Source organism: Acinetobacter sp. P1(2023), from assembly GCF_028367635.1.
Taxonomy (GTDB): domain Bacteria; phylum Pseudomonadota; class Gammaproteobacteria; order Pseudomonadales; family Moraxellaceae; genus Acinetobacter; species Acinetobacter pittii_E.
In genome coordinates, this window is sequence record NZ_JAQNDD010000011.1 from 1 (window position 1) to 25,408 (window position 25,408).

The window sequence follows — 25,408 nt, forward strand, 5'->3', positions numbered from 1 at the left end:
ACAACGTGCTGTACAAAGATACCTGGGGTGATGATGTGTTCCGGGTCTAATCCACCTAGCTCAACCACCTCAGAAACCTGAGCAATAGTGACATCAGCAGCCATGGCCATGATCGGGCCAAAGTTACGTGCAGATTTACGGTAAACCAGATTGCCCCAGCGGTCGCCCTTGTAAGCTTTAATCAAGGCAAAGTCAGCCTTAATTGGATATTCAAGCACGTAATCTTTCCCATCAATCTCACGGGTTTCTTTACCTTCAGCTAAAAGTGTTCCAAAGCCTGTTGGGGTAAACACAGCACCAAGTCCCATACCTGCGGCCTGAATACGGCAAGCCAGATTGCCTTGTGGAACTACTTCAAGCTCAACCTTTCCGGCACGGTACAGTTCATCAAATACATAAGAGTCTGCCTGACGTGGGAAAGAACAAATCACTTTTTTAACTGAACCGGCTTTAAGCAGTTTCGCTAGACCGTAATCACCGTTACCGGCATTGTTGCTGACAATAGTTAAATCTTTAACACCCAGTTCAATTAGTCCGTCAATGAGTTCAGCGGGTTGTCCTGCGGTACCAAAACCGCCAATCAGAATGGTTGCACCATCTTTAATCTGAGATAGTGCCTCGCTTAGTGAGGACTTACTTTTGTCAATCATGTGAGAAACCCTAGAGCATGAGGTAACGTGATGTTATTACTACCGCTAAAAATTTATTTAAATTCTTAATGGTAGTAATAAATGGACTAAGTTTTGTGAGTCAAAAGCGAACTTTTAACTCACATATACTTTCAATTAAGCGCTAGCGCGACGACGTTCAACTTCAGTTGAAGGAGCAGCAGCGACATCTTTAACAAGTTCGATGTTAAATGTGATGTGTTTGAAGGCGTGATCTAAACCACGGCGTTGGATTTCAGCTGGGTCAGTCACATCAACTGCTGTTGCCACTAAACCGTCACGGGTTGCGAAAGCAAAGTCGTCCCATAAGTACTCATCACCCTCAATGTTGAATTGAGTTGTAAGCTTGCGGTAACCCGGTGCAGAAACGAAGTAGTGAACATGAGATGGACGGTTACCATGGCGGCCTAATTTGTTAAGAAGGGCTTGAGTTGTACCTTCTGGCGGGCAACCATAGCCTACTGGCATAGTGGTTAATGCCACATACTTACCATCGGCATCAGTCAAAATACTACGGCGTAAGTTGAAGTCAGATTGAGACTTATCAAAGAATGAGTAGTTGCCTAAACTGTTGGCATGCCATACTTCAACTTTAGCATTTTCAATGATATTACCTCAGTATCGGTTACCGTACCTTCAATAATTAAGGTATCGATTTTGCCTGTTTCAGTACCATCATCCATACGTGCAAAACCAACCGATTCAGGCGCACCTGCTACGTAAAGTGGACCTTCGATGGTACGAGGTGTGCCACCCGTAACACCAGCTTTTGCATCCGCTTCATCTGCACGTAAATCAAGATAGTGCTCTAGACCTAAGCCAGCTGCTAAAAGTCCAAGTTCGTTTGCTTGACCAGCATCGGTAAAATATTCCAAACCTTTCCATACTTCTGAAGGTTGGATGTCTAAATCTTCGATGGCTTGAAATAAATCCCCGAGAAGGCGCACTACAATTTGTTGGACACGTGCATCAACTTCGCCTTTTGCAGTGTCGACATTCATTTGTTTTACAAGCGCATCAATTTGTTGACGGTTCATACTAAAACTCCTTAAGTATGCAATACGGTTTTAGGTGACAGAGCTGCGGGCATTTTATTTTGCTAGCGAATAGTGCCTGCCACGTTCCTTGTTACCTTTTGAATCAGTGTATTCAATTTTTGAGTGTGCTTCAGACGGCACACTCAAACTATTTTCTTAGATTACGAATCATCATCACGAACAGAAGAAGGGTGGCGATTAAGTGCCATCACTTCGATGTTCATGTAAGGATAAAGTGGTAATCCCTGTAAAATGTTGTGCAACTCTTCATTGCTCTCAACATCAAAAATACTGATGTTTGAGTATTGGCCTGTAATACGCCAGATGTGGCGCCATTTACCTTGACGCTGTAAGTCTTGCGAATAGGCTTTTTCAACAGCCTTAATTTCATTCGCTTTGTCGGCTGGCATATCAAGTGGAATATGCACATCCATACGTACATGAAATAACATGGGAAACTCCTTATCCTGTTGCCTTAACGACGTAACTTTTCAACTTTATCTTCATCAATTTCAATGCCTAAGCCTGGAGCTGTTGGCAAGTGCAATTCAAAGTTTTCGTAGCGTAGTGGTTCTTTCAAAATTTCTTCGGTAAGTAATAATGGACCAAATAATTCAGTACCAAACGCTAGTGTTTCAAAGGTTGCAAACGCATGAGCAGAAGCCATGCTACCTACAGGGCCTTCAAGCATGGTACCGCCATAAAGATCGATTCCAGCCAAACCTGCAATCTTGGCAACTTCACATGCTTCGATCAGACCACCTGATTGTTCAATCTTCACCGCAAATACATCTGCACCATGACTTTTTGCAATACGATATGCGCTGTCAGGGCCAGTTAAAGCTTCATCTGCCATAATTGCGACATCAAAACGACGCGTTAAACGAGCAAGTGCTTCAGTATTTTGAATAGCGCAAGGCTGTTCAATTAAATCAATTCCGCCATCTTGTAGCTGTTGAATACCTTGAATACATTCCAACTCTGACCATGCACGATTTACATCAACACGTACACTAATATCTGTACCTAATGCTTTTTTAATTGCAATCACATGATCAACATCGTGTTGCAAAGGACGTGAGCCGATTTTGAGTTTGAACGTGTTATGACGTTTTAGCTCAATCATTTTGCGAGCTTCAGCAATATCTTTTTCTGTGTCGCCAGATGCGAGCGTCCAAAGTACAGGTAGACTGTCACGCAGACGGCCACCTAAAACTTCACTTAACGGTACGCCTAGTCGTTTTGCTTGAATATCAAGTAGGGCAGTCTGAATGGCACATTTCGCAAAACGGTTACCATTAATATTCTTACGAATCAGTTTTAGTGTTTGTGCAACATTTAAATCTTTAACTGATGCGAGTAATGGTGCAAAGTAAGTATCAATATTGGCTTTGACACTTTCAGGACTTTCTTCACCATAGTTCAGTCCACCAATGGTGGTCGCTTCACCCCAACCGACAATACCATCCGTGGTCGTAATTTTAACGAGCACCAAAGTCTGGGTACGCATTGTAGTCACAGACAGCTGGTGAGGACGGATAGTTGGAATATCCACAAGTATGGTTTCTATGGTTCTATACATGAAGTTTCAACTATTACGAACTTGTTTACATACCATAGAAGAATGTAATAGCCTAAAATAGATATAGAACGGTATTTTAAGATACTAAAAAGGTATATTAATGGAATTAAGACATCTACGTTATTTTGTTACCGTTGTGGAAGAACAAAGTCTCACAAAAGCGGCTGAGAAGCTTTTTATTGCCCAGCCACCACTCACACGACAAATTAAAAAACTAGAAGAAGAATTAGGTATTGATTTGTTTGTGAAAGGCTCACGTCCATTAAAAGTGACAGAGGCAGGGTTGTTTTTTTACCAACATGCTGTTCAGATTTTAACGCATACGGCTCAAGCTGCTTCGATGGCTAAAAAAATGAAGCTGGTCGAGAATGTCGTTAAAGTTGGCTATGTGAGTTCGCTTCTTTATGGGCGATTACCGCAGGTCATTTATCTATTTAGACAAAAAAATCCTGACATTCATGTCGAGCTTATTGAATGTGGTACACGAGATCAGGTCGAAGCTTTAAAGTTAGGAAAAATTGATTTAGGTTTTGGTCGATTGCCGATTAGTGATCCTGCTATTAAAAGACTTTTACTTCGCAAAGAAAAATTAAAACTCGCGATTCATAAAAAACATCCTTTAAGTGAGTTCCAAGAATCGGGAATTTATTTATCTCAAATTATCAATGAGACGATTTTTTCTTATCCAACTACACCTAAGCCGAATTTTTCGACCACTATTCAAGCTTTGTTTACCAAATTAGGTCTTGTTCCTGCCAAATTTACTGAAGTCCGCGAAATTCATATGGCACTTGGCTTAGTGGCATCTGGAGAGGGTATTTGTATTATTCCCGAAAGTGCCTGCGATATTGGAATGAAGAATCTAACTTATTTAAATATCTTGGACTTAGAAGCTTATAGTCCTATTTCTCTATCTATGCGTAATATGGACCAAAGTTCTTACATTCCTAAAATCTTAGACTGCATTGAAGAGATCTATAGCCAAGAAGAAGTGTCTAGAAATTTAAATTTATAACTTTTTAATACGTTTTAAATTGAATTATCATGTTATTTTTAAACTTTAAGATTATAGGTAATATTTAAAAGGAATTATTGAATGAGAAAAATTTTAGGGATAGCTTCTCTCATTATATCTACCGGTGTTGTACATGCTGAACAATTAAATGAACAAGAAAAAATTTCTCCATACAGTGCTAATGTCACCTTCGCAAGTCAATATATATCACGTGGTTTTCAACAAACTTGGGGCAAGCCGGCATTACAAATAGGTCTTGATTATACCAATCCAAATGGATTATTTGTGGGAACTTGGGCATCGAATGTAAGTTCTAACTATCTTAGAGATGCTTCAGTTGAGTGGGATTTCTATACAGGTTATATCAAAACTTTCGATAAGTTTTCGGCCGGAATGACGGTTTTTTATTACTACTATCCGGGAGCTGAAAGCACGCCTGAAACGGGGAGTACCAGTTATAACTATGGCGAAATTGTACCTCAAATTGGTTATGGACCTTTGACTCTTAAATATTATATTACCTATACCCCAGATTATGCAGGCTATAACTCCGATACGATGGGTGGCCCAGCAGGTAAACGTTCACGAGGAACAACTTATTTAGATCTGACTTTTACTCAGCCTATTAATGAGTCTTGGACTTTTGGTGCTCACTATGGCTATGAAAAGATTAAAAATTTCTCGGAAGCTAATTTCCAAGATATGAAAGTCGAGCTGATTAAAGATTTAGGTGATGGCTGGACTACTGGCTTAGCCTATACCAAAGCTTGGGATAAAGATGGGTTCTATAAGAAGTATAGTAATGGTGAACCCGATGCACCCATTTCAAACCCGATTGATTCGACATTTACTGTCTCAGTTAAAAAAGTGTTCTAATTAATAAATAAAAAAGCCTGATAATTTTATTTTAAATTATCAGGCTTTAAGTAATGAATATATAAAAATTATTTTTTAATTAAATCGTAAGCCATTTTGGTGTCATCCAGCTGAACAAGTGAAGCATGGCGAGCAGAAAGCGGATCTTTATTTTCAATTGCGGTTAAAATCGCTTTATGTCTCGGTAACGAATGGCCTTGTAAATTTGGACGTAGACTGGTGACTTGAATCGATTGCTGTAAAGGTAAGACCAGCATTTTTGACATATAAGCCAGCAAGTCATTATGCGTTGCTTTAGCAATTGCTAAGTGAAATTGAATATCTGGCTCTATAAATTCTTCAACTGTTGTCGCTTTTTCCATCCCATCATAGGCATGTTTAATGCGTTCAATATCTTCTTCGTTTGCCGTACTTGCCGCAATATAAGCAAGCTCAGGTTCTAAAACGCGTCGTACGGTAGAAAGTGTTTTAAAAAATTCGTGTTCAGGCGTGGTTTGAATCAACCAAAACAGTACATCCGGGTCGAGTAAATGCCATTCTTCTTTAGGTCTTACTACAGTTCCAATTTTGGGTCTTGAGTAAGTTAAGCCTTTAGCGTTTAAAACACGGATTGCTTCGCGAAAGACGGGACGGCTGACTTTATATTCCTCACATAAATCAACTTCACTTGGGAGCTTTTCATTTTCTGAGATTTCTCCAGAAACAATTTTTAATCCCAATTGTTGAACAATTAATGCATGTTGGCTTTTGCTTGGAATAGGATTTTTATAGTCAGCTTTACTCATATTTCACTATTACGACATGTTGAATATCCTATGGTATAGATGACCTTGTGTTTTAACAAGATCATCTTTTTCAAGAATAAATATTAATGGGAATGACGTGGAACTTCTGAGCCTCGGCAACCGACCAAGAAATCAAAATCACAACCTTCGTCTGCTTGTAAAACATGTTCTACATAGAGTTTGCGGTAGCCGCCAATAAAACTTGGCGGTGCTGGAGGTGCCAAATTCTCAAGACGTTGCTTAAGTTCTTCATCACTCACTTCCAGATGAAGTTTCCCTTCATAGGCATCAAGCTCAATGAAGTCACCATTTTGAACTACGGCTAAAGGCCCGCCAGCCATAGCTTCAGGGGCAACATGTAAAACCACGGTGCCATACGCTGTACCGCTCATCCGTGCATCGGAAATACGAACCATGTCCGTAATGCCTTTGGCTAAAATCTTTGGTGGCAACCCCATATTTCCAACTTCTGCCATGCCCGGATAGCCTTTAGGGCCTGCATTTTTCATGACTAAAATACAAGTTTCATCGACATCTAGATCTGGATCATTAATGCGGGTTTTATAATCATCAAAGTTTTCAAATACGACTGCACGACCGCGGTGTTTCATCAGTTCTGGTGTTGCAGCAGAAGGTTTAAGCACCGCACCTTTAGGCGCTAAATTACCGCGTAAAATACACATGCCGCCATCTTGTCGAATTGGATTATCTATTTTCCGAATCACTTCATCGTTATAAATAGGTGACTGTTGGCAATTTTCCCAAATGCCTTGACCATTTACGGTTAAAGCGTGTGGATGTGGTAAAAGATTGGCTTCGCCCATACGACGGATTACGGCCGGTAAGCCACCGCTATAATAGAACTCTTCCATGAGAAAACGACCAGAAGGCTGCAAGTCAACAATCGTTGGCATGCCTCGGCCGACACGGTTCCAGTCATCAAGTTGTAAATCAACTCCAATACGTCCAGCAATTGCCTTTAAATGAATCACGGCATTGGTTGAACCACCAATAGCGGCATTGACTTTAATGGCATTTTCGAAAGCTTCTTTGGTTAAGATTTTAGAAAGACGTAAATCTTCATGAACCATATCAACAATACGCATGCCAGAAAGATGAGCTAGCACATAACGACGAGAATCTACTGCTGGAATGGCTGCATTGTGTGGTAAAGAAGTGCCTAAAGCTTCTGCCATACACGCCATGGTAGAAGCAGTGCCCATGGTATTACATGTACCCGCTGAGCGTGACATACCAGATTCGGCAGAAAGAAATTCATTTAAATCGATTTTGCCTGCTTTTAACTCTTCATGCATTTGCCAAACGATGGTACCAGCACCAATATCTTTACCTTTGTGTTTACCATTCAGCATGGGCCCACCAGTTACTACAATGGCAGGAATATCACAGCTTGCTGCACCCATTAATAATGCAGGTGTAGTTTTGTCACAACCTGTTAGTAACACCACACCGTCAATAGGGTTACCACGAATAGCTTCCTCAACATCCATACTGGCTAAGTTACGTGTAAACATGGCAGTAGGACGTAAATTCGACTCACCATTTGAAAACACAGGAAACTCAACAGGGTAGCCGCCAGCTTCTAAAATCCCTTTTTTTACATGTTCTGCAATTTTTCGAAAATGGGCATTGCATGGTGTGAGTTCAGACCACGTATTACAAATCCCAATAATCGGTTTGCCTTGAAACTCATGATCTGGAATTCCTTGGTTCTTCATCCAACTACGATACATAAAGCCATTTTTATCCGTTGTACCAAACCAGGCAGCCGAACGAAGAACTTGTTTGTTATTCATACAAATTTCCTTATATAGTATTACTATTAGAACTAATTAAATTAAAAATACACTATAAATTTTATTTTTAAAAGGTTTGAAATTTAAATAGTATTACTATATTTTAAATTGAAAGGATAATTTACGAGCAAGATGCTCTATAAGTAAATAATAGGAAATGGAGTCGAACATGGATTTCGAAAAGGATGTAATACGGACGGTCACGTTTAAGCTGATACCTGCATTAGTCATACTATATCTGGTGGCCTACATTGATCGTGCCGCTGTTGGGTTCGCTCATTTGCATATGGGTGCCGACGTCGGAATTGGTGATGCAGCCTATGGTCTAGGAGCAGGCTTATTTTTTATTGGATATTTTCTTTTTGAAGTTCCAAGTAATTTGCTTTTAGACAAATTTGGTGCCCGTAAATGGTTTACCCGCATTTTATTGACATGGGGTTTAATCACCATGGCTATGGCGCTCATTGAAGGGCCGAAAAGCTTTTATCTCTTACGGTTTTTACTTGGTGTAGCGGAGGCAGGGTTTTTCCCGGGTGTTTTATACCTCATCACTCAGTGGTATCCCGTACGTCATCGCGGAAAAATTATGGGAATGTTTGTGCTTTCACAACCCATTGCCATGATGATTGCTGGGCCTTTAGCTGGTCTATTACTTGGAATGGATGGCATTGCAAACTTACATGGTTGGCAATGGTTATTCATTGCAGTCGGCTTACCTGCGGTTTTATTGGCTCTACCAACATTCCTGTGGTTACCAGATAATATTGATAAAGTGAAATGGTTAAGCATTGAACAAAAACAATGGCTTAAAAATGAACTTGTTAAAGATGAAGCCGAATATGATCAAACCCGACATGCCAATCCTCTACATGCTTTAAAAGACAAACGCGTACTTTTATTAGCATTGTATTACCTACCAGTGACTTTAAGTATTTACGGTTTAAATCTCTGGTTGCCTTCTATTATCAAGCAATTTGGAGGCGGTACTGATCTTCAAATTGGCTTCTTATCTAGCATTCCCTACGTTTTTGGAATTATTGGATTATTAATTATTCCACGTAGTACCGATCGTCTAAATGATCGCTATGGACATTTAAGTTTTCTCTACGCACTAGGCGCTTGTGCAATGTTTTTAAGTGCTTGGCTCAGTTCTCCAGTCATGCAGTTGGCTGCTTTGGCTGTGGTTGCGTTCTGCCTATTTTCATCAACTGCTGTGTTTTGGACATTACCTGGCCGTTTCTTAACAGGTGCAAGTGCAGCGGCTGGCATTGCCTTAATCAATTCTGTCGGAAATTTAGGTGGCTATGTTGGGCCGTTTGGCATCGGACTTTTAAAAGAATACACAGGAAATATGGCAGCAGGCTTGTATTTCTTATCTATCGTCATGCTTTTTGGTTTGATTTTGACTTACATCGTCTATGCCAAGCTCGAACGTCAAAAAACTCAAACAGTGAATATTCAAAAGCCTTTGTAAGGAATAAAACATGCAAATTATTCAATTTGAAAATCGTGCAAATCAACGTGCCGTTGCCAAAGTAGAAGGCAACATGGCATATCCGGTTAAAAATATTCAATCGGTTCGTGATTTAGCACTTTTGGCAATCCGCAATAAAGTTTCATTAGAGCAACAAGTTGAGACATTAGGGTTTGAATCAGAGACCTATGATTATTCATCTTTATTAGCAGATTTAAAGGTACTGCCACCTTTAGACCATCCAGATCCAACGCATTGTTTAGTTTCCGGTACAGGTTTAACTCATTTAGGTTCTGCATCAGCACGCGACAAAATGCATCAGCAAAATTTAAGCGATGACAGCTCAGTGACCGACACCATGCGGATATTTCAATGGGGGCTACAAAAGGGCCGTCCACCAGAAGGTCAGATCGGTGCGCAGCCAGAATGGTTTTATAAAGGTGATGGTTCAATTGTGGTGAGACCGGGAGCGGAGTTACCTTTACCTCCATTTGCTGAAGACGGCGGCGAAGAACCTGAAATCGCAGGTCTATATGTGATTGGAGAAGACTTAAAGCCTTACCGAATTGGTTTTGCACTGGGTAATGAATATTCTGACCATGTAATGGAGCGCCGTAATTATTTATATCTGGCCCATTCAAAATTACGTTTTTGTAGTTTTGGTCCAGCTTTACGAACAGGCGAATTACCAAAACATTTAGTGGGAACCAGCCGCTTGCGCCGTGATGGACAAATTATTTGGGAAAAAGAGTTTTTGTCGGGTGAGGACAATATGTGCCATAGCTTGGCAAATCTGGAATATCACCACTTTAAGTATCAACAATTCTTAAAAGCAGGGGATGTTCATATTCATTACTTCGGTACAGCCACTTTATCTTTTGCCGATGGTATCCAGGCACAAGTCAACGATGAGTTTGAAATCGAAATGAAAGAATTCGGTCTTCCTCTTAAAAACAAACTTGCTCATACACAAGCAGAGCTACCGATCGGTTCAGTTATCACACTTTAAGGAATTCAAAATGGTCATTGGACACAACTTTATTGGCGGTTCACGTAGCGCACAAAGTACAACTTTATTGAAAAGTGTGAATGCAACAACTGGTGAAGCTTTGCCTTATGAGTTTCACCATGCAACCGAACAGGAAATTAATCAGGCCTGTGAAGCAGCTAGCCAAGCCTTTAAAACTTACCGTCATACTTCACCTGAACAGCGTGCTACCTTTTTAGAAAACATTGCTGATGAACTCGATGCCTTGGGCACCGATTTTCTAGAGACTATTTCGCAAGAAACCGCTTTGCCACTTGCCCGTTTACAAGGTGAACGTGGCCGTACCAGTGGACAAATGCGCCTGTTCGCTAAAGTGTTGCGTCGTGGTGATTTCTTAGGTGCCCGTATTGATACAGCTTTGCCTGAGCGTCAGCCTTTACCTCGCCCAGATCTACGCCAGATTAAAATTGGTGTTGGCCCAGTGGCAGTCTTTGGGGCAAGCAACTTTCCACTCGCTTTTTCAACTGCGGGTGGCGACACCGCTTCGGCACTCGCCGCAGGCTGCTCTGTAGTGGTGAAAGCGCATAGTGGTCATATGGCGACAGCAGATTTTGTGGCTCAGGCAATTGAACGCGCCGTAGAAAAATCAAATATGCCTAAAGGTGTATTTAACATGATCTATGGTAATGGTGTGGGTGAACCACTGGTGAAGCATCCTTTAATACAAGCAGTGGGATTTACAGGTTCACTACGTGGTGGACGTGCTTTATGTGACATGGCCGCAGCCCGTCCACAACCGATTCCAGTCTTTGCTGAAATGAGCAGTATTAACCCGATGCTGATGTTGCCGGAAGCCTTGAAAAACCGTGGTGATAAAATTGCACAGGACTTGGCCGACTCAGTTGTTTTAGGCTGTGGTCAGTTCTGTACCAATCCGGGTTTAATTTTAGGTATTAAATCAGCCGAGTTTAGTCAGCTCATTCGTAACCTAACTGACATTATGGGTGGCAAACCTGCACAGACTATGCTGAATGCCGGAACCTTAAAGAGCTATACCGCGGGTCTTGAGCATTTAACCGAGCATCAAGGTATTAAACACTTGGCGGGTCAAACCCAGCAAGGCAATCAGGCACAGCCACAACTATTTAAAGCTGATGTTGAGCTATTATTGGCAGGTGATCAGCTTCTGCAAGAAGAAATCTTTGGGCCAGCGACTGTCATCATTGAGGTTGAAGATAAAGCCCAGCTCCTTCAAGCGCTACAAAGCATGAATGGACAGCTGACAGCAACTTTAATTGCCGATGAAGCAGACTTAACTGAATTTGCAGATGTGGTTCCTGTGCTAGAAGAAAAAGCAGGCCGTTTACTCATCAATGGTTATCCAACGGGTGTTGAGGTGTGTGATGCCATGGTGCACGGCGGGCCATACCCAGCAACCTCAGATGCCCGAGGCACCTCTGTTGGAACTTTGGCCATTGACCGTTATTTACGCCCAGTCTGTTACCAGAATTATCCGCAAAGTTTATTGCCGGAAGCCTTAAAAGACAGCAATCCATTGCAGATTTTAAGAATGGTCAATGGTGAGGTGACCAGAGCAGCGATCTAAAAATAAAAAAGAGACTACGAGTTGGTCTCTTTTTATATTCTGAATAATAAATCTATAGCGGAGTAGGCAAATTAAGCACGACCTGAGCATCGTCAATAACATCTAAGCGGAGAATTCTTGAGGCACCTAGCTCATTTAGCAATGTAGTTAAAGGTCCTTCATTTCTCTCGAGTTGAACATTCTTTGGGAAAAGTTTTTGAGCGAAAGAAAGAATATTGGATTGAACTTCTGTTTGATGCCATTTCCCATCAACAACATGTAACATAGTGGCTTTGTTGATATGTGTTTCAGAAGCGACATGTTTTAAAGCCGGTACTAAGGTTTTCAAGCTTAAATCTAATTTTCCATTAACATCGAAAATTTTAGCTTGAACCTCTTTTGAACTAATGTTGACGTCAATTTTAGTCAGCCATTTTGGAAGTTGGTAACCATATACACCACGAACTCTGGCAATTTCTGTATCGACAGGTAAAGCTAAAACATGCGCATAAAAATGACGTTGACGCATCGATTTCATCAACTCTGCAATATGTGGACCATGAGCATTAGGTTGACGTACAACAATCGCAATCGACACTTCGTTATAAGGGTCGTTATCACAAACTGAATAGGTAAAGAACGTAACAGCGACCAACCCATAACCCGGAAATGGTTGTAGTGGAGTTAAAGTCGCAGGAATTTTTGCCTTAATGAACTTAATTGGAGCAAGCATTAAAAGCTGTACATTTGCACTACGATAATAAAAGTTAGGTGCCCAGACAGGACCTACACGTGACTCTACAATTTTTTTAGGAATATGGCGGAAAAAATCGATGTTGCCCGCAGCAGGGTCTTGAGCGACTTCGTTTAGATCAGGGTTCATTCTAAAACGGTCATAATAACCATCTTTGGGTACTTTGACTTTTTGTTGCCCAAACTCAACCTCAGTAAACTGTTGTTTTATATTCATGAGAGTTCACCTTTAATATTTAATGACCGAGTAGCTACTGTTGTCCATATCCAGACATGTTAATTAATAGCCAATATGGGCACTATAAGATTAAAGCTAACTTTAAGGTCAAGGCTTTAATTTTTGATATGTCAAATCTTTGACATTTAAAAGAAATAAAATAAAAACAATTCAAGATTAAAAAGATACAAAGTTGATTAGAGTCTTCATATAAATTTTATTTTTAAAATATGATTTAAGATGATTGACCTTAAAGTTAACTTTAAGCTTAGTATAAATATTCAAACTTTTATAACGAATCTATAAACAGTTTTCAGCAGGAGAACAAAGATGGGATATGTAACGACAAAAGACGGCGTAGAAATTTTTTATAAGGACTGGGGACCACGCGATGCCCAAGTTTTATTTTTTCATCATGGTTGGCCTTTAAGTTCAGATGATTGGGACACACAATTGCTTTTTTTCCTTAAAGAAGGTTTCCGTGTAGTTGCTCATGACAGACGTGGGCACGGGCGTTCAAGTCAAGTGTGGGATGGTCATGATATGGACCACTATGCAGATGATGTTGCAGAAGTGGTTAAACACCTGAACATTAAAAATGCAATTCATATTGGTCATTCAACGGGTGGTGGTGAAGTAGCTCATTATATTGCGCGTCATGGTGAAGAAAATGTTGCGAAAGCTGTACTTGTTAGTGCGGTTCCACCATTGATGGTTAAAACAGAAAATAATCCTGAAGGTTTACCAAAAGAAGTTTTTGATGACCTGCAAAATCAAGTTCTCACAAACCGTGCGCAATTTTTCCGTGACCTTCCATCAGGTCCATTCTATGGTTTTAACCGACCTGATGCGAAGCCATCTGAAGGCATCATTTCTAACTGGTGGCGCCAAGGCATGACAGGCAGTGCAAAAGCACATTACGACGGTATCGTGGCATTCTCACAAACCGACTTTACTGAAGATTTAAAGAAAATCACGGTTCCTGTTTTGGTGTTGCATGGTGACGATGATCAGATCGTGCCTTATAAAACTTCTGGCGTGAAATCTGCTGAGTTACTTCAAAATAGCCAACTCAAAATCTATCCAGGTTTTTCTCATGGCATGTTAACCGTTAACCATGAAGTAATTAATGCTGACTTGTTGGCTTTTATTCGCGAATAATTAAAAGCGTTTAAACTTCAAAAAAGAGGCCTAATGAGAGCCTCTTTTTTTATATAAAAATTAATAAATTCAAAATATTAAATTTAGAAATACTAAAAGGTATTGACATTAAAGTTAGCTTTAATCTTAAAGTAAAGCCATACTGAATGAGGTCATTCCAATGAAAGTTTTCGAAAAATTAGTATTCCCAAATGGCTCATATGTTCCTAACCGTATTGCTAAAGCGGCAATGGAAGAAAACATGGCTGATTTAAACCACGCACCATCAGAAGAATTGATGCGTCTATATCAGGCTTGGGCAAATGGTGGTGTAGGTTTAATCATTACCGGAAATGTAATGGTAGATCGCCGCGCAATGACTGGACCGGGCGGTGTCGTGCTGGAAGATGAAAAGCATCTAGATACTTTCAAAAAATGGGCACAAATTGGCCGTTCAAAAGGCGCTCAGGTTTGGCTTCAAATTAACCATCCCGGTCGTCAAATGCAGTCAAATTTAGGGCAACAAACATGGGCACCTTCTGCTGTTGCTTTAGATTTAGGAAAAATGTCAGACCGTTTTAATACGCCCATCGAAATGACTGAATCTATGATTGCAGAGGTGATTCAGCGTTTTGCAAACACTGCGCGGTTAGGTGAAAAAGCAGGATTTACTGGTGTAGAAATTCATGCAGCGCATGGTTATTTATTAAGCCAGTTTCTTTCTCCACTGAGTAATAAACGCCAAGATCAATGGGGTGGTTCCTTAGAAAATCGCGCTCGTATCTTAATTGAAATTGTGGATGCAGTTCGTAAAGTGGTTTCGCCTGAATTTACTGTGGCGGTAAAACTAAATTCAGCGGATTTCCAACGTGGTGGATTTAGCGCTGAAGATGCTCAACAAGTGGTTAAAATGTTAAATGAGCATGCAGTCGATTTGGTGGAGCTTTCAGGCGGTAGTTACGAAGCGCCAGCAATGCAGGGCCAAGCACGTGATGGCCGAACACTTGCCCGTGAAGCTTACTTTTTAGAGTTTGCACAAGAAATTCGAAAAGTTGCCAAAATGCCTGTTATGGTGACAGGTGGCATACGCCGTAAGCAGATAGCAGAGCAAGTGGTTGAAAGTGGTGTAGATATGGTCGGTATTGCCACAGCACTAGCAATTGAACCTAATTTGCCAAATGCTTGGAAACAAGGCCACAATGTCACACCAGAGCTAAAACAAATTACTTGGAAGAATAAAACACTCGCTTCACTTGCGAATATGGCTGTGGTCAAATTCCAGTTACGTAATTTAAGTTCTGGCAAAAAAACAAAACCAAATGTTTCACCAGCTTGGGCTTTAATTTTGCAACAATCAGCGATGTCATGCCGTACCCGCCAATACAAAAAAGGTATGCGTGATTATTCATTTGCTTCTTAATAAAAGAGTAGTGTTATGACAAATCCTAACGATTCAAATTGGATAATCTATGGAGCAAATGGCTACACGGGTGAGTTAATCGCTCGTGAAGCTGTACGCCAAGGTCTAAAACCAACTTTGGCTGGTCGTAACAAAGCCAAGGTTGAAACACTCGCTCAAGAGTTGGGGCTCAACTATAAGGCTTTTGGGCTTGATAACGTAGATGCAGTAAGTGAGCAACTCAAAGGCTTTAAATTGGTCATGCACTGCGCAGGACCATTTTCAGCGACCTCGAAACCCATGATAGAAGCTTGTATAAAAGCAGGTGCTCACTATCTCGATATTACTGGTGAAATTGCGGTATTTGAATTGGCACAATCACTTAACAGCCAAGCCGAAAAAGCTGATATCGTGCTTTGTCCGGGTGTTGGTTTCGATGTGATTCCGACAGACTGTGTGGCAGCTGCCTTGAAAGAAGCACTGCCAGATGCGACTCATTTAGCACTTGGTTTCGACTCAAGAACAGGACTTTCACCGGGTACTGCCAAAACCAGTACAGAAGGTATGGCAGAGGGTGGAAAAATTCGTAAAAATGGAAAAATTACTACAGTTCCATTAGCGCACTACGTCCGAACTATTGATTTTGGTGACGGTAAAAAAAGTGCTATGAGCGTGCCGTGGGGAGACGTATCTACAGCGTTCTATACTACAGGTATTCCAAACATTGAAGTGTTTGTACCTGCATTTCCCAAAATGATTATGGGCGCGAAAATGATGAACTATGTACGCCCAGTATTAAAACTGAAAGCTGTGCAGAAGTTTATTAAGTCTCGTATTGAAAAAACGGTCGTTGGGCCAAATGAGGAACTCCGTGCGAAAGTACCGACCTATGTGTGGGGTGAAGCGAGAAACTCACGTGGGGAAATAAAAACCGCCCGTATCCAAACAGAAAATGCTTATAGCCTTACCGTAAATGGCTCTCTGACTGTAGTGAATTATTTACTCAAAAATACCGTTAAAGGCGGTACATATACACCTGCAAAACTGATGGGTTATAGGCTAGTGACTGAGCTGCCGGGTTCGGGTCCGCTGGTCATTAATTAAAAGCCTTTATTAAAACAGCGTGTTTATAAATAGTCCCGAACAAGGAGTCATTCTTGTTCGGGTTATTTTTAAATATTTCAATTAAATATAGTTTTATATAGATGAAAGAAAAACAGCAAACAAAACACTCCATAAGAAATAATTCAAATTGAATATACTAAAAAGCGATAAATATTTTTCATAACAAAGGAATGAGAATAATGAGAAAACTCATACTATTTCTACATGCATCGCTTGATAGTTTTGTGGAGGGTCCAAATGGGGCAATGGACATAGGTTGGATTGCTTACGACGCCGACTTAGCAAATCATGCCAAAGAAGTTTTGAGCACTGCCGATACGGTGATTTGGGGACGTGCGACTTACCAGATGATGCATAATTACTGGCCATCTATGCTTTCAAACCCAGACGCTTCAGAACACGAACGCAACCATGCAAAATGGATTGAAAAGACAGAAAAAATTATTTTTTCTACAACCTTAGATAAAGTTGAATGGAATAACTCCAGACTTGTGAAAGATCATGTCGAGGAAGAAATTAATAGACTCAAACAAGAACAGGGCAAGGATATGGTGATTCTGGGGAGTCCTCGCTTTGCGCATTACCTGATGCAACTTGGTTTAATTGATGAATACAAAATTACGGTTTCGCCTGTGCTGATTGGTAGTGGCTTGTCACTATTCCAAGGTATTCAAGAAAAGACTAATCTTAAACTTATTGAAAATAAAACGTTTGCTTCAGGTGCAATAGGCCTTCACTATCAAAAAATTGGCTGATTTTTTATAGTATTTATATGAAAAAGACGAATTACAGAATAGGGCTGTAATTCGTCTTTTTAGATTTATTGAATGCTACTTAAACGCTTAACAACTGCCTCGGCAATTTCTTTACTCGACTGAGGGTTTTGTCCCGTAATAATTCTGTCGTCCGAAACTACATATGAGGTAAATGGAACAAATGCTTGTTTATATTTTGCTCCACGTTCAATGAGTCCATTTTGTAGTGAAAAAGGAACTTGAGACTTAATACCCGACAGCGTTTCTTCAATATTCGCGAAACCCGTAACGGTTCTATCTGCAATTAAAGGTTTGCCATTTTCATCCTGCAAAGGTAATAAACCACCTACGCCGTGACATACTGCTGAAACGATCCCTCCTTGGCGATAGATCTGTTCGCTAATGTTTTGCAAGGCTTTATTGGTCGGGAAATCCCACATGGTGCCGTGGCCACCAGTATAGTAAATGGCTTTATACTGGGTAGGATTAATCGCGCTCGGAGCTAACGTTGTTTTTAACCGCTGCATAAACGCTGAGTCAGCTAAATGATCTCGTGCTGATTTGTCTAAATAAATAGACTTTAAGCTACGTTCATCCAGTGGAACCTGACCACCTAAAGGACTTACAAAATCCATATCATAGACAGCAGCCAAAGCGACATCATAAAAATGAGTGAGCTCTGTTAGCCAAAGTCCTGTTTTATCCGAACGGGAAGGGTAAGCCGAGTGATTGGTCATCACGACTAAAATTTTTCCATTTGCTTTAGCAGGGCTTTGAGTCTTAACTGACTCTGCAGCATGTGTCACATTGGCAGTCAAAAAAATAGCAAAAATTATGGTTAACCAACGCTGAAAATCCCAAACTTTAAACATCACAGGTTCCTCATCTATCACCTGTGAACCATCGTATGTTTGAAGTGTACTTTAAGGTCAATAGTTCTTTAAAAAATTACGGTGTTTTCGCTTTGTCGTAATAGAGATTCATGAGTCGTTCTGCATTTTCTTCGCAAGTAATTTCATCTGGTTTGTTATTAATCGCTTCAACCATGGTTCGTAAATTTTGCTTACTCACTTTTAGTTTTTGTTCTAAAAGTTCAATTTCTTGAATTTTTGATTCAAGTGTTTGGATGAGTGCGTCATGGTTCCAACTACTCACTTTAGAAGGGAGAAAGGCTTTAATTTCTGCTAAAGAAAATCCAACTTGCTGGGCTTGCTGAATTAAAGAAAGTTGCTTTAAATCGTTGTCGGTATATTCGCGGTAGCCATTTGATTTTCTTTTGGCTTTAGGCAAGAGTTTGATTTGCTCGTAGTAACGAATTGTAGGGGTACTTAAACCGCTTAGTTTAGATAACTCGCTAATATTCATAGCCACATACTCTATTGACATTCAAGTTAACTTTAGACTTATAGTCATGTAAAAGCAAGGTTCATAACTTTACCAAGCACAAACTTTCAGTAACAGCTTTCTATGTTTTGATAGATGAAAGATAAAATTATAAATATGAAAATGAGGTGATGAAATGTCTAAACGTATATTACACGTCGTGACCAATGTTTCACGCTATAAAGATATCGATGAACCAACAGGGCTGTGGCTAGGCGAGCTTACCCATGCCTATGACGAATTTGAAAAGCAAGGCTATATACAAGATATTGTTAGTCCCAATGGCGGAAAAACTCCGATTGAACCAAAATCATTAGGAGCTTTGGTTTCTGACAAGTCTGTAAAAGCGAGGGAAGATGATCAAGCTTTTATGACTTTATTGGCCAATACTTTTAAGCCTTCCGATATTAATTGGCAAGATTATGATGTGATCTATTACACAGGCGGTCACGGTGTCATGTGGGATTTTTTAGATAATCCTGAACTGCAAGAAATCACTAAAAATATTTATGAAAAGGGTGGCATTGTTTCGAGTGTTTGTCATGGGTATTGCGGCTTACTCAATGTAAGGCTTTCAAATGGCGAACGACTGATAAAAGACAAAAAGTTAACTGGCTTTGCATGGAGTGAAGAGGTTTTGGCAGGGGTTGCGAAAAAGGTCCCATACAATGCTGAAGAGTTAGCTAAAGAATATGGTGCACATTATGATAAGGCCTTTATTCCATTTGCACCACATGTAGTTCAAGACGGCAATTTAATTACAGGACAGAACCCGTTTTCTGCTAAAAAAACAGCTTTAGCGATAATAGAAGAGTTAGAAAATTCATAATTTAATGACTCAAAAAAAAACCTAAAAGCAAAACCAGCAACGGCTTTGCTTTTAGGGTATCTAAATAAGTAGTTGTTCTAGAAAACTAATATTAAGGGACAATCACAAAATCAGGGTTTGCGATTGCAAAAATTGCTTCACGATCTGCAACTGGTGGATAAATCCAGACCGTATTAATTTCTTGTTTAATTTTTTTCGCCTCTTCACGTACAAACTGAACTTTTCGATCCCATCCTTCAGTATAAAGTGCGCCCCATGGGCCTAAGTCAACACAAGTCACATACTTTGGTTGGCTATAGGCATGTAATGGTAAATCAACCAATTCTGCGGCAGCATTGTAACCAGCTACACGGCCTAGGCTCATCGCATGCTGACATGACATCACGTTAAAATTACCTAAATCGTCGGTTGGAACTTTTACCGTATCACCCGTCACAAAAATATTTTTTGCCTCAGGTGCATGTAAATAAGCATCACCTAAAATACGGCCTAAATTATCTTTTTCACCTGCAATTTGAGAGGTAAGCGAGTTCGCTCGCATGCCCGCAGTCCAAATAACCGTCTCTGCTTCAATTCTTTCGCCGTTAGAAAGAGTTACGCCAGAAGCATCAAGTGCAGTAACGCGTAGCTCAGCTTTACCTTCAACACCAAGTTCCTCGATAGCTTCACGAATGACAGCCGCAGCTTCGTTACCCAAGGCTGCACCAATTTCTGCGGATGAATCGACTAAAACCACACGAATATCAGTTTCACCTAAAATATTACGCAGACGCTCAGGCATTTCAGTCACTGTTTCAAGCCCAGTCAGGCCGCCACCAGCAACAACTACAGTATTACGAGCTGCATTTGCAGGTTTATGGGCTAAGTTTTTAAGGTGCTGGTCTAGTTTTTCGGCATCTTCTAATGTGCTTACGCTAAATCCATACTCGGTAAGACCTGGTATTGGTGGCATAAATGTGGTGCTTCCAGTTGCCAGAATAAAACGGTCATAGCTTAAAGTCTGTTTATCGCCCTGAGTTGTGGTAATCACAAGATTTTGGGCAGCAGCATCAATTTCATTTACCCAGCCAGCTACATATTTAACATCAACTACGCTTAATACTTCTGAAATATCAGGGTACATATTTTCAAGTACAGCTTCATAAAGACGAGGACGAATATCCACATTTGGACTAGGGGAAACCATTACCACTTCAATGTTTTGTTCTTGCGATGCTAAGTGAATTGCCCGTCGTGCAGCAAGTGCAGCCCATAAACCAGCAAAGCCAGAACCTGCAATAATAATACGTTTACTCATTTGATTATCCTTTTGATAAGTTTTCGGACAACACATTCCAGCTCATCACAAAATTTAGGGTGAGCGAATCCATTCTCTGATTGTCCGAAAAAATCTGAGAAGGCGTTTAAAAAGGATTAGGGGGAGTTTACTTTAGGGCGCGGAGCCCTATCAGCTTATTAGTCGGGCGTATCCCGTGATATTTTACTTTTTCGCATTTTTGCTGTTCTTCCTTCAATGCGTTCACTGATCCAACCATTTACATCACTAAAAAATACGTCGGGTGCATAACGGCCAAAACGGTCTGCAATATCGCCAAGTGTATGAGCACCTAAAGCGTCTCGCATGGCTTTTTCAGCCTGTAGCATGACTGCATGTACTGCGCACACACCACTGGTTGCCCAATCTGGTGGGGCATTGTTAAAGACTGCACATTTTCCACGGACTTCTTGACACTCAAAAAGCGGTTTTTCACCCTCAATTGCATTCACGATATCTAAAAAACTAATTTCGTGCGCAGAGCGAGCCAGTAAATATCCGCCGCGAACACCTTCTTGTGCTACAACAAGTCCAGCCTTTTCAAGTTTAGGAAAAATCTTGGCCATGAAACTTGGAGAAACTCCTTGTAATTCAGCAAGATCCTTACTACTCAAAGGTTTGTCCTCATTATTCACAAGAAAAAGAAGACAGTGAATCGCATACTCGACGCTACTAGTGATATAAGCCATTTAATTTCATAATTGATCAATTACAAACACAGACTAATGTAGTCTGTGTTTTAAGTCAATAATAAAACTAAGACAAAGTTAGTCTTAGTTTTATTTGGAATTGTTATAGAGAGGATAAATAGGCGATATATATCTGAATTTAAATATCTTTAAAGTAAATTTAGGGACAATAAATAATTTAAAAAATATTGAAAAAACTTACGAACGCCACCAATAATTTTCAACATTTGGCTCGTTTAAGTTTAAGAGTTCACCCATTTGAGGTGTACTAATCGCTAACTCGTTTTGTTGAGCCAAAGCGACGATACGTTCAAACGGGTCGTCCCAAGCATGAAGTGCCAAGTCAAAAGTACCATTGTGTATAGGCAACAAATGACGTCCTTTTAAATCGATATGTGCTTGCAGCGTTTGCTCGGGTTGCATATGAACATCTGGCCATTCAGGGTCATAAGCACCTGTTTCTAACATGGTGAGATCGAAGGGGCCATAGCGATGTCCAATCTCTTTAAACCCATCAAAATAGCCTGTGTCACCGCTGAAAAATACACGTAAGTCATTATCAATAATCACCCACGAAGCCCAAAGCGTCGCATTGCTATCGCCCACACCACGGCCTGAAAAATGATGGGCAGGGGTAGCAACCAGTTCAAGTCCATCTACATGTGTGGTGTCCCACCAGTCGAGTTGCTGAACTTTTTCTGCTGGAATTCCCCATTTAATGAGTGTGTCACCCACGCCAAGTGGCGTTAAGAAATGCTCGACTTTATCATTAAGTTGCATCACTGCATGGTAGTCGAGGTGGTCGTAGTGGTTATGCGACAAAATCACACCTTTGATGGGCGGTAAGTCGGCAATGTTAATAGGTGGTTGGTGAAAACGTTTTGGTCCAAGCCATTGAAAAGGTGAGGCACGCTCTGAAAAAACTGGGTCGGTTAACCAAAATTCATTTTGCAGTTTTAACAAGATAGTTGAGTGGCCCAAACGAAATAGAGAGCGGTCGGCTGCACTCAACAGTTGTTCTTTCGATAAACTTAAAACAGGAATTTCTCTGTTTGGAACGGTGTCTTTTGGTTTGTTAAATAAAAACTTCCACATAAGTTGGAGCGTTTTGCCAAAGGAAGGCTTGTGTTGGTTTGGACGCGTATTTCTAAATTTGCCATTGTGTTGCTGTGATGGCATTAAGGGATAAGGTAAGTCTGTTGTGTTTGAAATAGTCATCTTGTTTTTCCTTATTGGAACAAACCTATATGTGCAAATAAGAACTTGGGCTAAGTGCTTATTTTGATTTATTTAAATGAGTATTTACTCACTCATTAATTGGTTTAAAAATAAGGACGCCGTGCATCCTTAACTTTTATCTATATTGAAACTGCATGCCAAAACGCTTCAAAACCAGATTTACGATAACGCTCGGTTTGAGAAGGGTCTTGGGCAATAAAATTAAGTGTAACTTCTGCAAGCGCACCTAAAATTGAAGCAATAAATAACGGTGGATAATCTCTTAATTTGCCATCGTTAATTCTTTCTTGAATGTTTTGGGTGAGGTCACAAAAGGTTTGCATGCCAATTTGTTTGCTTTGCTCAGTAATTTGTTCTGAGGTTGAAAGCTGCGCCATCACTTTTCGTTTCAGAGGAGCTTCTAAACTCCAGTCCAAATAGCTTTGCCAGATATGCGACATTTGTGTTTGTAAGTCAGAATCGGCAGGGTAACCAAGCATCATGACCTGACGCAGTTCGGCCTTTAGTGAAAGGTATAACTGGTTCAGCAGTTCTTCTTTATTACTAAAATAGGTAAATAAAGTTCCTTCTGCCACGCCAGCAACTTTAGCAATTTTTGAGGTAGATGCACGCTCGCCAAGCTCAGCTAATGTTTCAATAGCAGCGCTTAAAATTGCATTACGTTTATCTTCACTACGAGGACGAGCCATATACAAACATATTAATTGAGTGATTACTCAATCATACATAAAAATAAAGAGAGAGCAAGAAAATATGAAAATATTTATGTCTATTCTTTAAAGTTTCTGTTCTCAAAAGAACAGCTCAAATTTAAGCTGCCAATCAATTAAAAAATAATGAAAGCCAACTTAAGTTTGAGCATGCAAAGTTATACTAAATGAGTATTTATTGAATACTTACTCGCCAGATCGCATTCCCAACATCATCTGCAACCAGTAAAGCTCCTGAGCGATCTTGTGTGAGGCCTACAGGTGCACCATACAAACTCTTTTGATCTTGAGAGTAAAAACCACTCACTACAGTCTTAGGTATTCCTGTTGGTTTTCCATTTATAAATGGGATGAACACTACGTTGTAACCATTTAAGGGAGTTCTATTCCAACTACCATGATTACTTACAAAAGCACCTTTTTTAAATTGATCGCCAAGATTTGTTGTTTCCGATGCAAACCATAAACCTAAAGGTGCGACATGCGAGCCTAATGAATAATCTGGCTTAATCGCTTTTTTAACCAAATCTGGGCGTTGTTGTTTTACACGTGTATCTAAATGCTGACCAAAATAACTATAAGGCCACCCATAGAAACCTTTATCTTGTACAGCAGTTAAATAGTCAGGGACTAAACTTCCACCAATTTCATCTCGTTCATTTACTATGGCAAAAAGTTGATTGGTTTCAGGTTCTATTTGTAAACCTGTTGGGTTTCGTATACCACTTGCATAGATACGACTAGCACCAGTAAGTACATCAACTTCAAGTACAGTTGCTCGGCGATATTCAACAGCTAAACCTTTTTCACCAATATTACTATTCGAACCAACGCCAACATATAGCTTGGTTCCATCTTTACTAGCGACTAAAGATTTTGTCCAATGGTGATTAATCGTGTCTGGTAAATCTGATAGAACCGTTCCCGTTTCATTAATGGACGTTGAGCCGTCTACATAATGATATTTAGTAATGTTGTTTGTATTAGCAACGTATAAAGAGTCACCAATGAGCTGTACACCAAAAGGAGAGTAGAGGTTTTTAAGGAAAACATATCGCTTCCATTCACCTGTTTCAGTTGGTCTTAGCAAGGTTATTTGGTTGCCACCTTTCCCACCTTTTCCGGAAAGGCCTTTAACTTTATTTGCAATAAGCTGTTTCGGTGTCGTAGTCGGTGCTTCACCAGGGCTATTCGATTCAACAACTAAAATATCGCCATTTGGAAGTGTGTAAAGCTGTCTTGGGTGTAATAATTTATCGGCAATTTTTTCAATTTTTAACCCTTGAGCCACAACAGGTTTTTGATTTTCTGCCCAACCCACTCCTCGTGGAACTTTCATAGGAGGAACTAAATAATTTTGGGCTTCTGGTAACTCAGGATTTGCACCATATTGTTTATCAAGATCAATAACATTTTCTCTACTGCATCCAAATAGGGCTAAGTTCATTAAAAAAAATAATGTGGTTTTTTTATAGATAGTTTTCATATTCCCTTCCTATTAATCTTCTACATCATTTCTAGCAGTTGATTCAAATATGTAATAAAGACCAATTAATAAAACAGTAATGAAAGAAAGAATTACGTTAGCAGGAACAATCCCATACGCATCTCTACTATGTATAAAAGCATTAAAAATTCCGCTTACTATGGCAAAACCGTAGAGAAAAAACCCTGTGATTTCAACTTTCCTGATATTTTGTATTGGACGAAACCACACATAAAATAAATTAATTAAACGGGGAATAATGGCAATGATGAGTCCAAGTACAACCAGCCAACTCGCTGCATTGGCCCATAATATTTCGCCTGTATTTTTATAAGTAATATCAAAAATTAAAGCCCCGACGAAGAAACCAAATGGAATGGGGTTTAATAATGAATAAAGGGTATAAAGCACTCCATTTCTTGATCTTACTATTTTCATAATCCATCCTTTTTTTATAAAAAGAGTGTTATTTTTATATATTTATATAAAAATTTTGGATGTTTGTTTTTTGTAATGTCAATTTAGTGAATTACTTTAATTT

At 40.0% G+C, this 25,408-nt stretch carries 24 protein-coding genes and 1 pseudogene; 10 read left to right on the forward strand and 15 right to left on the reverse strand.

Going from position 1 to position 25,408, the window contains the following annotated elements; translation table 11 throughout:
• The 4 genes and pseudogenes from POD11_RS14825 to POD11_RS14840 all read right to left on the reverse strand — a co-directional run.
• Window positions 1–650: 3-oxoacid CoA-transferase subunit A (locus POD11_RS14825; RefSeq protein WP_262457701.1), on the reverse strand; the 650-nt coding region annotated here is incomplete at its 3' end.
• Window positions 651–785: 135 nt separating this feature from the next.
• A pseudogene (catA, locus tag POD11_RS14830) lies at window positions 786–1,705 on the reverse strand (catechol 1,2-dioxygenase).
• 161 nt (window positions 1,706–1,866) lie between these two features.
• On the reverse strand, window positions 1,867–2,157 hold the full coding sequence (gene catC / locus POD11_RS14835; protein ID WP_000897236.1) for a muconolactone Delta-isomerase: 291 nt from the start codon (window positions 2,155–2,157) through the stop codon (window positions 1,867–1,869).
• 23 nt (window positions 2,158–2,180) lie between these two features.
• A complete protein-coding gene (locus POD11_RS14840) occupies window positions 2,181–3,287 on the reverse strand; it encodes a muconate/chloromuconate family cycloisomerase (RefSeq protein ID WP_262457703.1) in 1,107 nt (368 codons plus the stop codon).
• Window positions 3,288–3,387: 100 nt separating this feature from the next.
• On the opposite strand from POD11_RS14840, the gene POD11_RS14845 reads away from it, so the two are divergent.
• Together POD11_RS14845 and POD11_RS14850 are read left to right on the forward strand one after the other, a co-directional pair.
• On the forward strand, window positions 3,388–4,302 hold the full coding sequence (locus POD11_RS14845; RefSeq protein ID WP_224992007.1) for a LysR family transcriptional regulator: 915 nt from the start codon (window positions 3,388–3,390) through the stop codon (window positions 4,300–4,302).
• 81 nt (window positions 4,303–4,383) lie between these two features.
• A complete protein-coding gene (locus tag POD11_RS14850) occupies window positions 4,384–5,178 on the forward strand; it encodes a TorF family putative porin (protein ID WP_262457704.1) in 795 nt (264 codons plus the stop codon).
• Window positions 5,179–5,246: 68 nt separating this feature from the next.
• On the opposite strand, the gene POD11_RS14855 is transcribed toward POD11_RS14850, so the two are convergent.
• Window positions 5,247–5,963, reverse strand: coding sequence for a FadR/GntR family transcriptional regulator (locus POD11_RS14855; RefSeq protein WP_002113901.1), 717 nt, complete (start codon window positions 5,961–5,963; stop codon window positions 5,247–5,249).
• Window positions 5,964–6,046: 83 nt separating this feature from the next.
• Window positions 6,047–7,780 (reverse strand): IlvD/Edd family dehydratase, encoded by a 1,734-nt coding sequence (locus POD11_RS14860; RefSeq protein ID WP_061875033.1) that lies wholly within the window; start codon window positions 7,778–7,780, stop codon window positions 6,047–6,049.
• Window positions 7,781–7,949: 169 nt separating this feature from the next.
• Here POD11_RS14860 and abaQ point away from each other — a divergent pair, with 169 nt between their 5' ends.
• Genes abaQ through POD11_RS14875 form a run of 3 tightly spaced genes read left to right on the forward strand, consistent with a single transcriptional unit; the run spans window position 7,950 to window position 11,848 of the window.
• A complete protein-coding gene (abaQ, locus tag POD11_RS14865) occupies window positions 7,950–9,254 on the forward strand; it encodes a multidrug efflux MFS transporter AbaQ (RefSeq protein ID WP_262457705.1) in 1,305 nt (434 codons plus the stop codon).
• Between the two features lie 10 nt (window positions 9,255–9,264).
• Window positions 9,265–10,263: an AraD1 family protein gene (gene araD1 / locus POD11_RS14870; RefSeq protein ID WP_031948462.1), complete on the forward strand. Its 999-nt coding sequence runs from the start codon at window positions 9,265–9,267 to the stop codon at window positions 10,261–10,263.
• Between the two features lie 10 nt (window positions 10,264–10,273).
• Window positions 10,274–11,848, forward strand: a complete 1,575-nt coding sequence (locus POD11_RS14875; RefSeq protein ID WP_262457706.1) for an aldehyde dehydrogenase (NADP(+)) — start codon at window positions 10,274–10,276, stop codon at window positions 11,846–11,848.
• A gap of 52 nt (window positions 11,849–11,900) precedes the next feature.
• Here POD11_RS14875 and POD11_RS14880 read toward each other — a convergent pair whose 3' ends face one another.
• The gene (locus POD11_RS14880) at window positions 11,901–12,797 is read right to left on the reverse strand and encodes an acetoacetate decarboxylase (RefSeq protein ID WP_262457707.1); all 897 of its coding nucleotides are present in this window, start codon (window positions 12,795–12,797) and stop codon (window positions 11,901–11,903) included.
• A 330-nt stretch (window positions 12,798–13,127) separates the two neighbouring features.
• Here POD11_RS14880 and POD11_RS14885 point away from each other — a divergent pair, with 330 nt between their 5' ends.
• From POD11_RS14885 to POD11_RS14900, 4 genes are all read left to right on the forward strand, one after another.
• Entirely contained in the window at window positions 13,128–13,958 is an 831-nt protein-coding gene (locus POD11_RS14885) for an alpha/beta fold hydrolase (RefSeq protein WP_004792098.1), read from the forward strand.
• Window positions 13,959–14,118: 160 nt separating this feature from the next.
• Window positions 14,119–15,357: an NADH:flavin oxidoreductase/NADH oxidase family protein gene (locus POD11_RS14890; protein WP_262457708.1), complete on the forward strand. Its 1,239-nt coding sequence runs from the start codon at window positions 14,119–14,121 to the stop codon at window positions 15,355–15,357.
• A 15-nt stretch (window positions 15,358–15,372) separates the two neighbouring features.
• Window positions 15,373–16,440, forward strand: coding sequence for a saccharopine dehydrogenase family protein (locus POD11_RS14895; protein WP_262457709.1), 1,068 nt, complete (start codon window positions 15,373–15,375; stop codon window positions 16,438–16,440).
• A 200-nt stretch (window positions 16,441–16,640) separates the two neighbouring features.
• Window positions 16,641–17,216: a dihydrofolate reductase family protein gene (locus POD11_RS14900; RefSeq protein ID WP_262457710.1), complete on the forward strand. Its 576-nt coding sequence runs from the start codon at window positions 16,641–16,643 to the stop codon at window positions 17,214–17,216.
• 65 nt (window positions 17,217–17,281) lie between these two features.
• Here the strand turns inward: POD11_RS14900 and POD11_RS14905 are convergent, their stop codons facing one another.
• Both POD11_RS14905 and POD11_RS14910 read right to left on the reverse strand, forming a co-directional pair.
• Window positions 17,282–18,088 (reverse strand): type 1 glutamine amidotransferase domain-containing protein, encoded by an 807-nt coding sequence (locus POD11_RS14905; RefSeq protein WP_262457712.1) that lies wholly within the window; start codon window positions 18,086–18,088, stop codon window positions 17,282–17,284.
• A gap of 76 nt (window positions 18,089–18,164) precedes the next feature.
• A complete protein-coding gene (locus tag POD11_RS14910; RefSeq protein ID WP_004792109.1) occupies window positions 18,165–18,581 on the reverse strand; it encodes a MerR family transcriptional regulator in 417 nt (138 codons plus the stop codon).
• Between the two features lie 154 nt (window positions 18,582–18,735).
• On the opposite strand from POD11_RS14910, the gene POD11_RS14915 reads away from it, so the two are divergent.
• Window positions 18,736–19,428: a type 1 glutamine amidotransferase domain-containing protein gene (locus POD11_RS14915; RefSeq protein ID WP_262457713.1), complete on the forward strand. Its 693-nt coding sequence runs from the start codon at window positions 18,736–18,738 to the stop codon at window positions 19,426–19,428.
• 91 nt (window positions 19,429–19,519) lie between these two features.
• On the opposite strand, the gene POD11_RS14920 is transcribed toward POD11_RS14915, so the two are convergent.
• The 6 genes from POD11_RS14920 to POD11_RS14945 all read right to left on the reverse strand — a co-directional run bounded on the left by POD11_RS14920 (window position 19,520) and on the right by POD11_RS14945 (window position 25,305).
• Complete coding sequence (locus tag POD11_RS14920; RefSeq protein ID WP_262457714.1) at window positions 19,520–20,725, reverse strand: NAD(P)/FAD-dependent oxidoreductase; 1,206 nt, start codon at window positions 20,723–20,725, stop codon at window positions 19,520–19,522.
• 158 nt (window positions 20,726–20,883) lie between these two features.
• Window positions 20,884–21,432, reverse strand: a complete 549-nt coding sequence (locus POD11_RS14925) for an RrF2 family transcriptional regulator (protein ID WP_016145382.1) — start codon at window positions 21,430–21,432, stop codon at window positions 20,884–20,886.
• A 198-nt stretch (window positions 21,433–21,630) separates the two neighbouring features.
• On the reverse strand, window positions 21,631–22,650 hold the full coding sequence (locus POD11_RS14930; protein WP_262457715.1) for an MBL fold metallo-hydrolase: 1,020 nt from the start codon (window positions 22,648–22,650) through the stop codon (window positions 21,631–21,633).
• Window positions 22,651–22,790: 140 nt separating this feature from the next.
• The gene (locus POD11_RS14935) at window positions 22,791–23,360 is read right to left on the reverse strand and encodes a TetR/AcrR family transcriptional regulator (protein WP_224972240.1); all 570 of its coding nucleotides are present in this window, start codon (window positions 23,358–23,360) and stop codon (window positions 22,791–22,793) included.
• 196 nt (window positions 23,361–23,556) lie between these two features.
• Window positions 23,557–24,867, reverse strand: coding sequence for a PQQ-dependent sugar dehydrogenase (locus tag POD11_RS14940; protein ID WP_262457717.1), 1,311 nt, complete (start codon window positions 24,865–24,867; stop codon window positions 23,557–23,559).
• A gap of 12 nt (window positions 24,868–24,879) precedes the next feature.
• Window positions 24,880–25,305, reverse strand: a complete 426-nt coding sequence (locus POD11_RS14945) for a DUF2231 domain-containing protein (RefSeq protein ID WP_239969361.1) — start codon at window positions 25,303–25,305, stop codon at window positions 24,880–24,882.
• Between the last annotated feature and the right edge of the window lie 103 nt (window positions 25,306–25,408).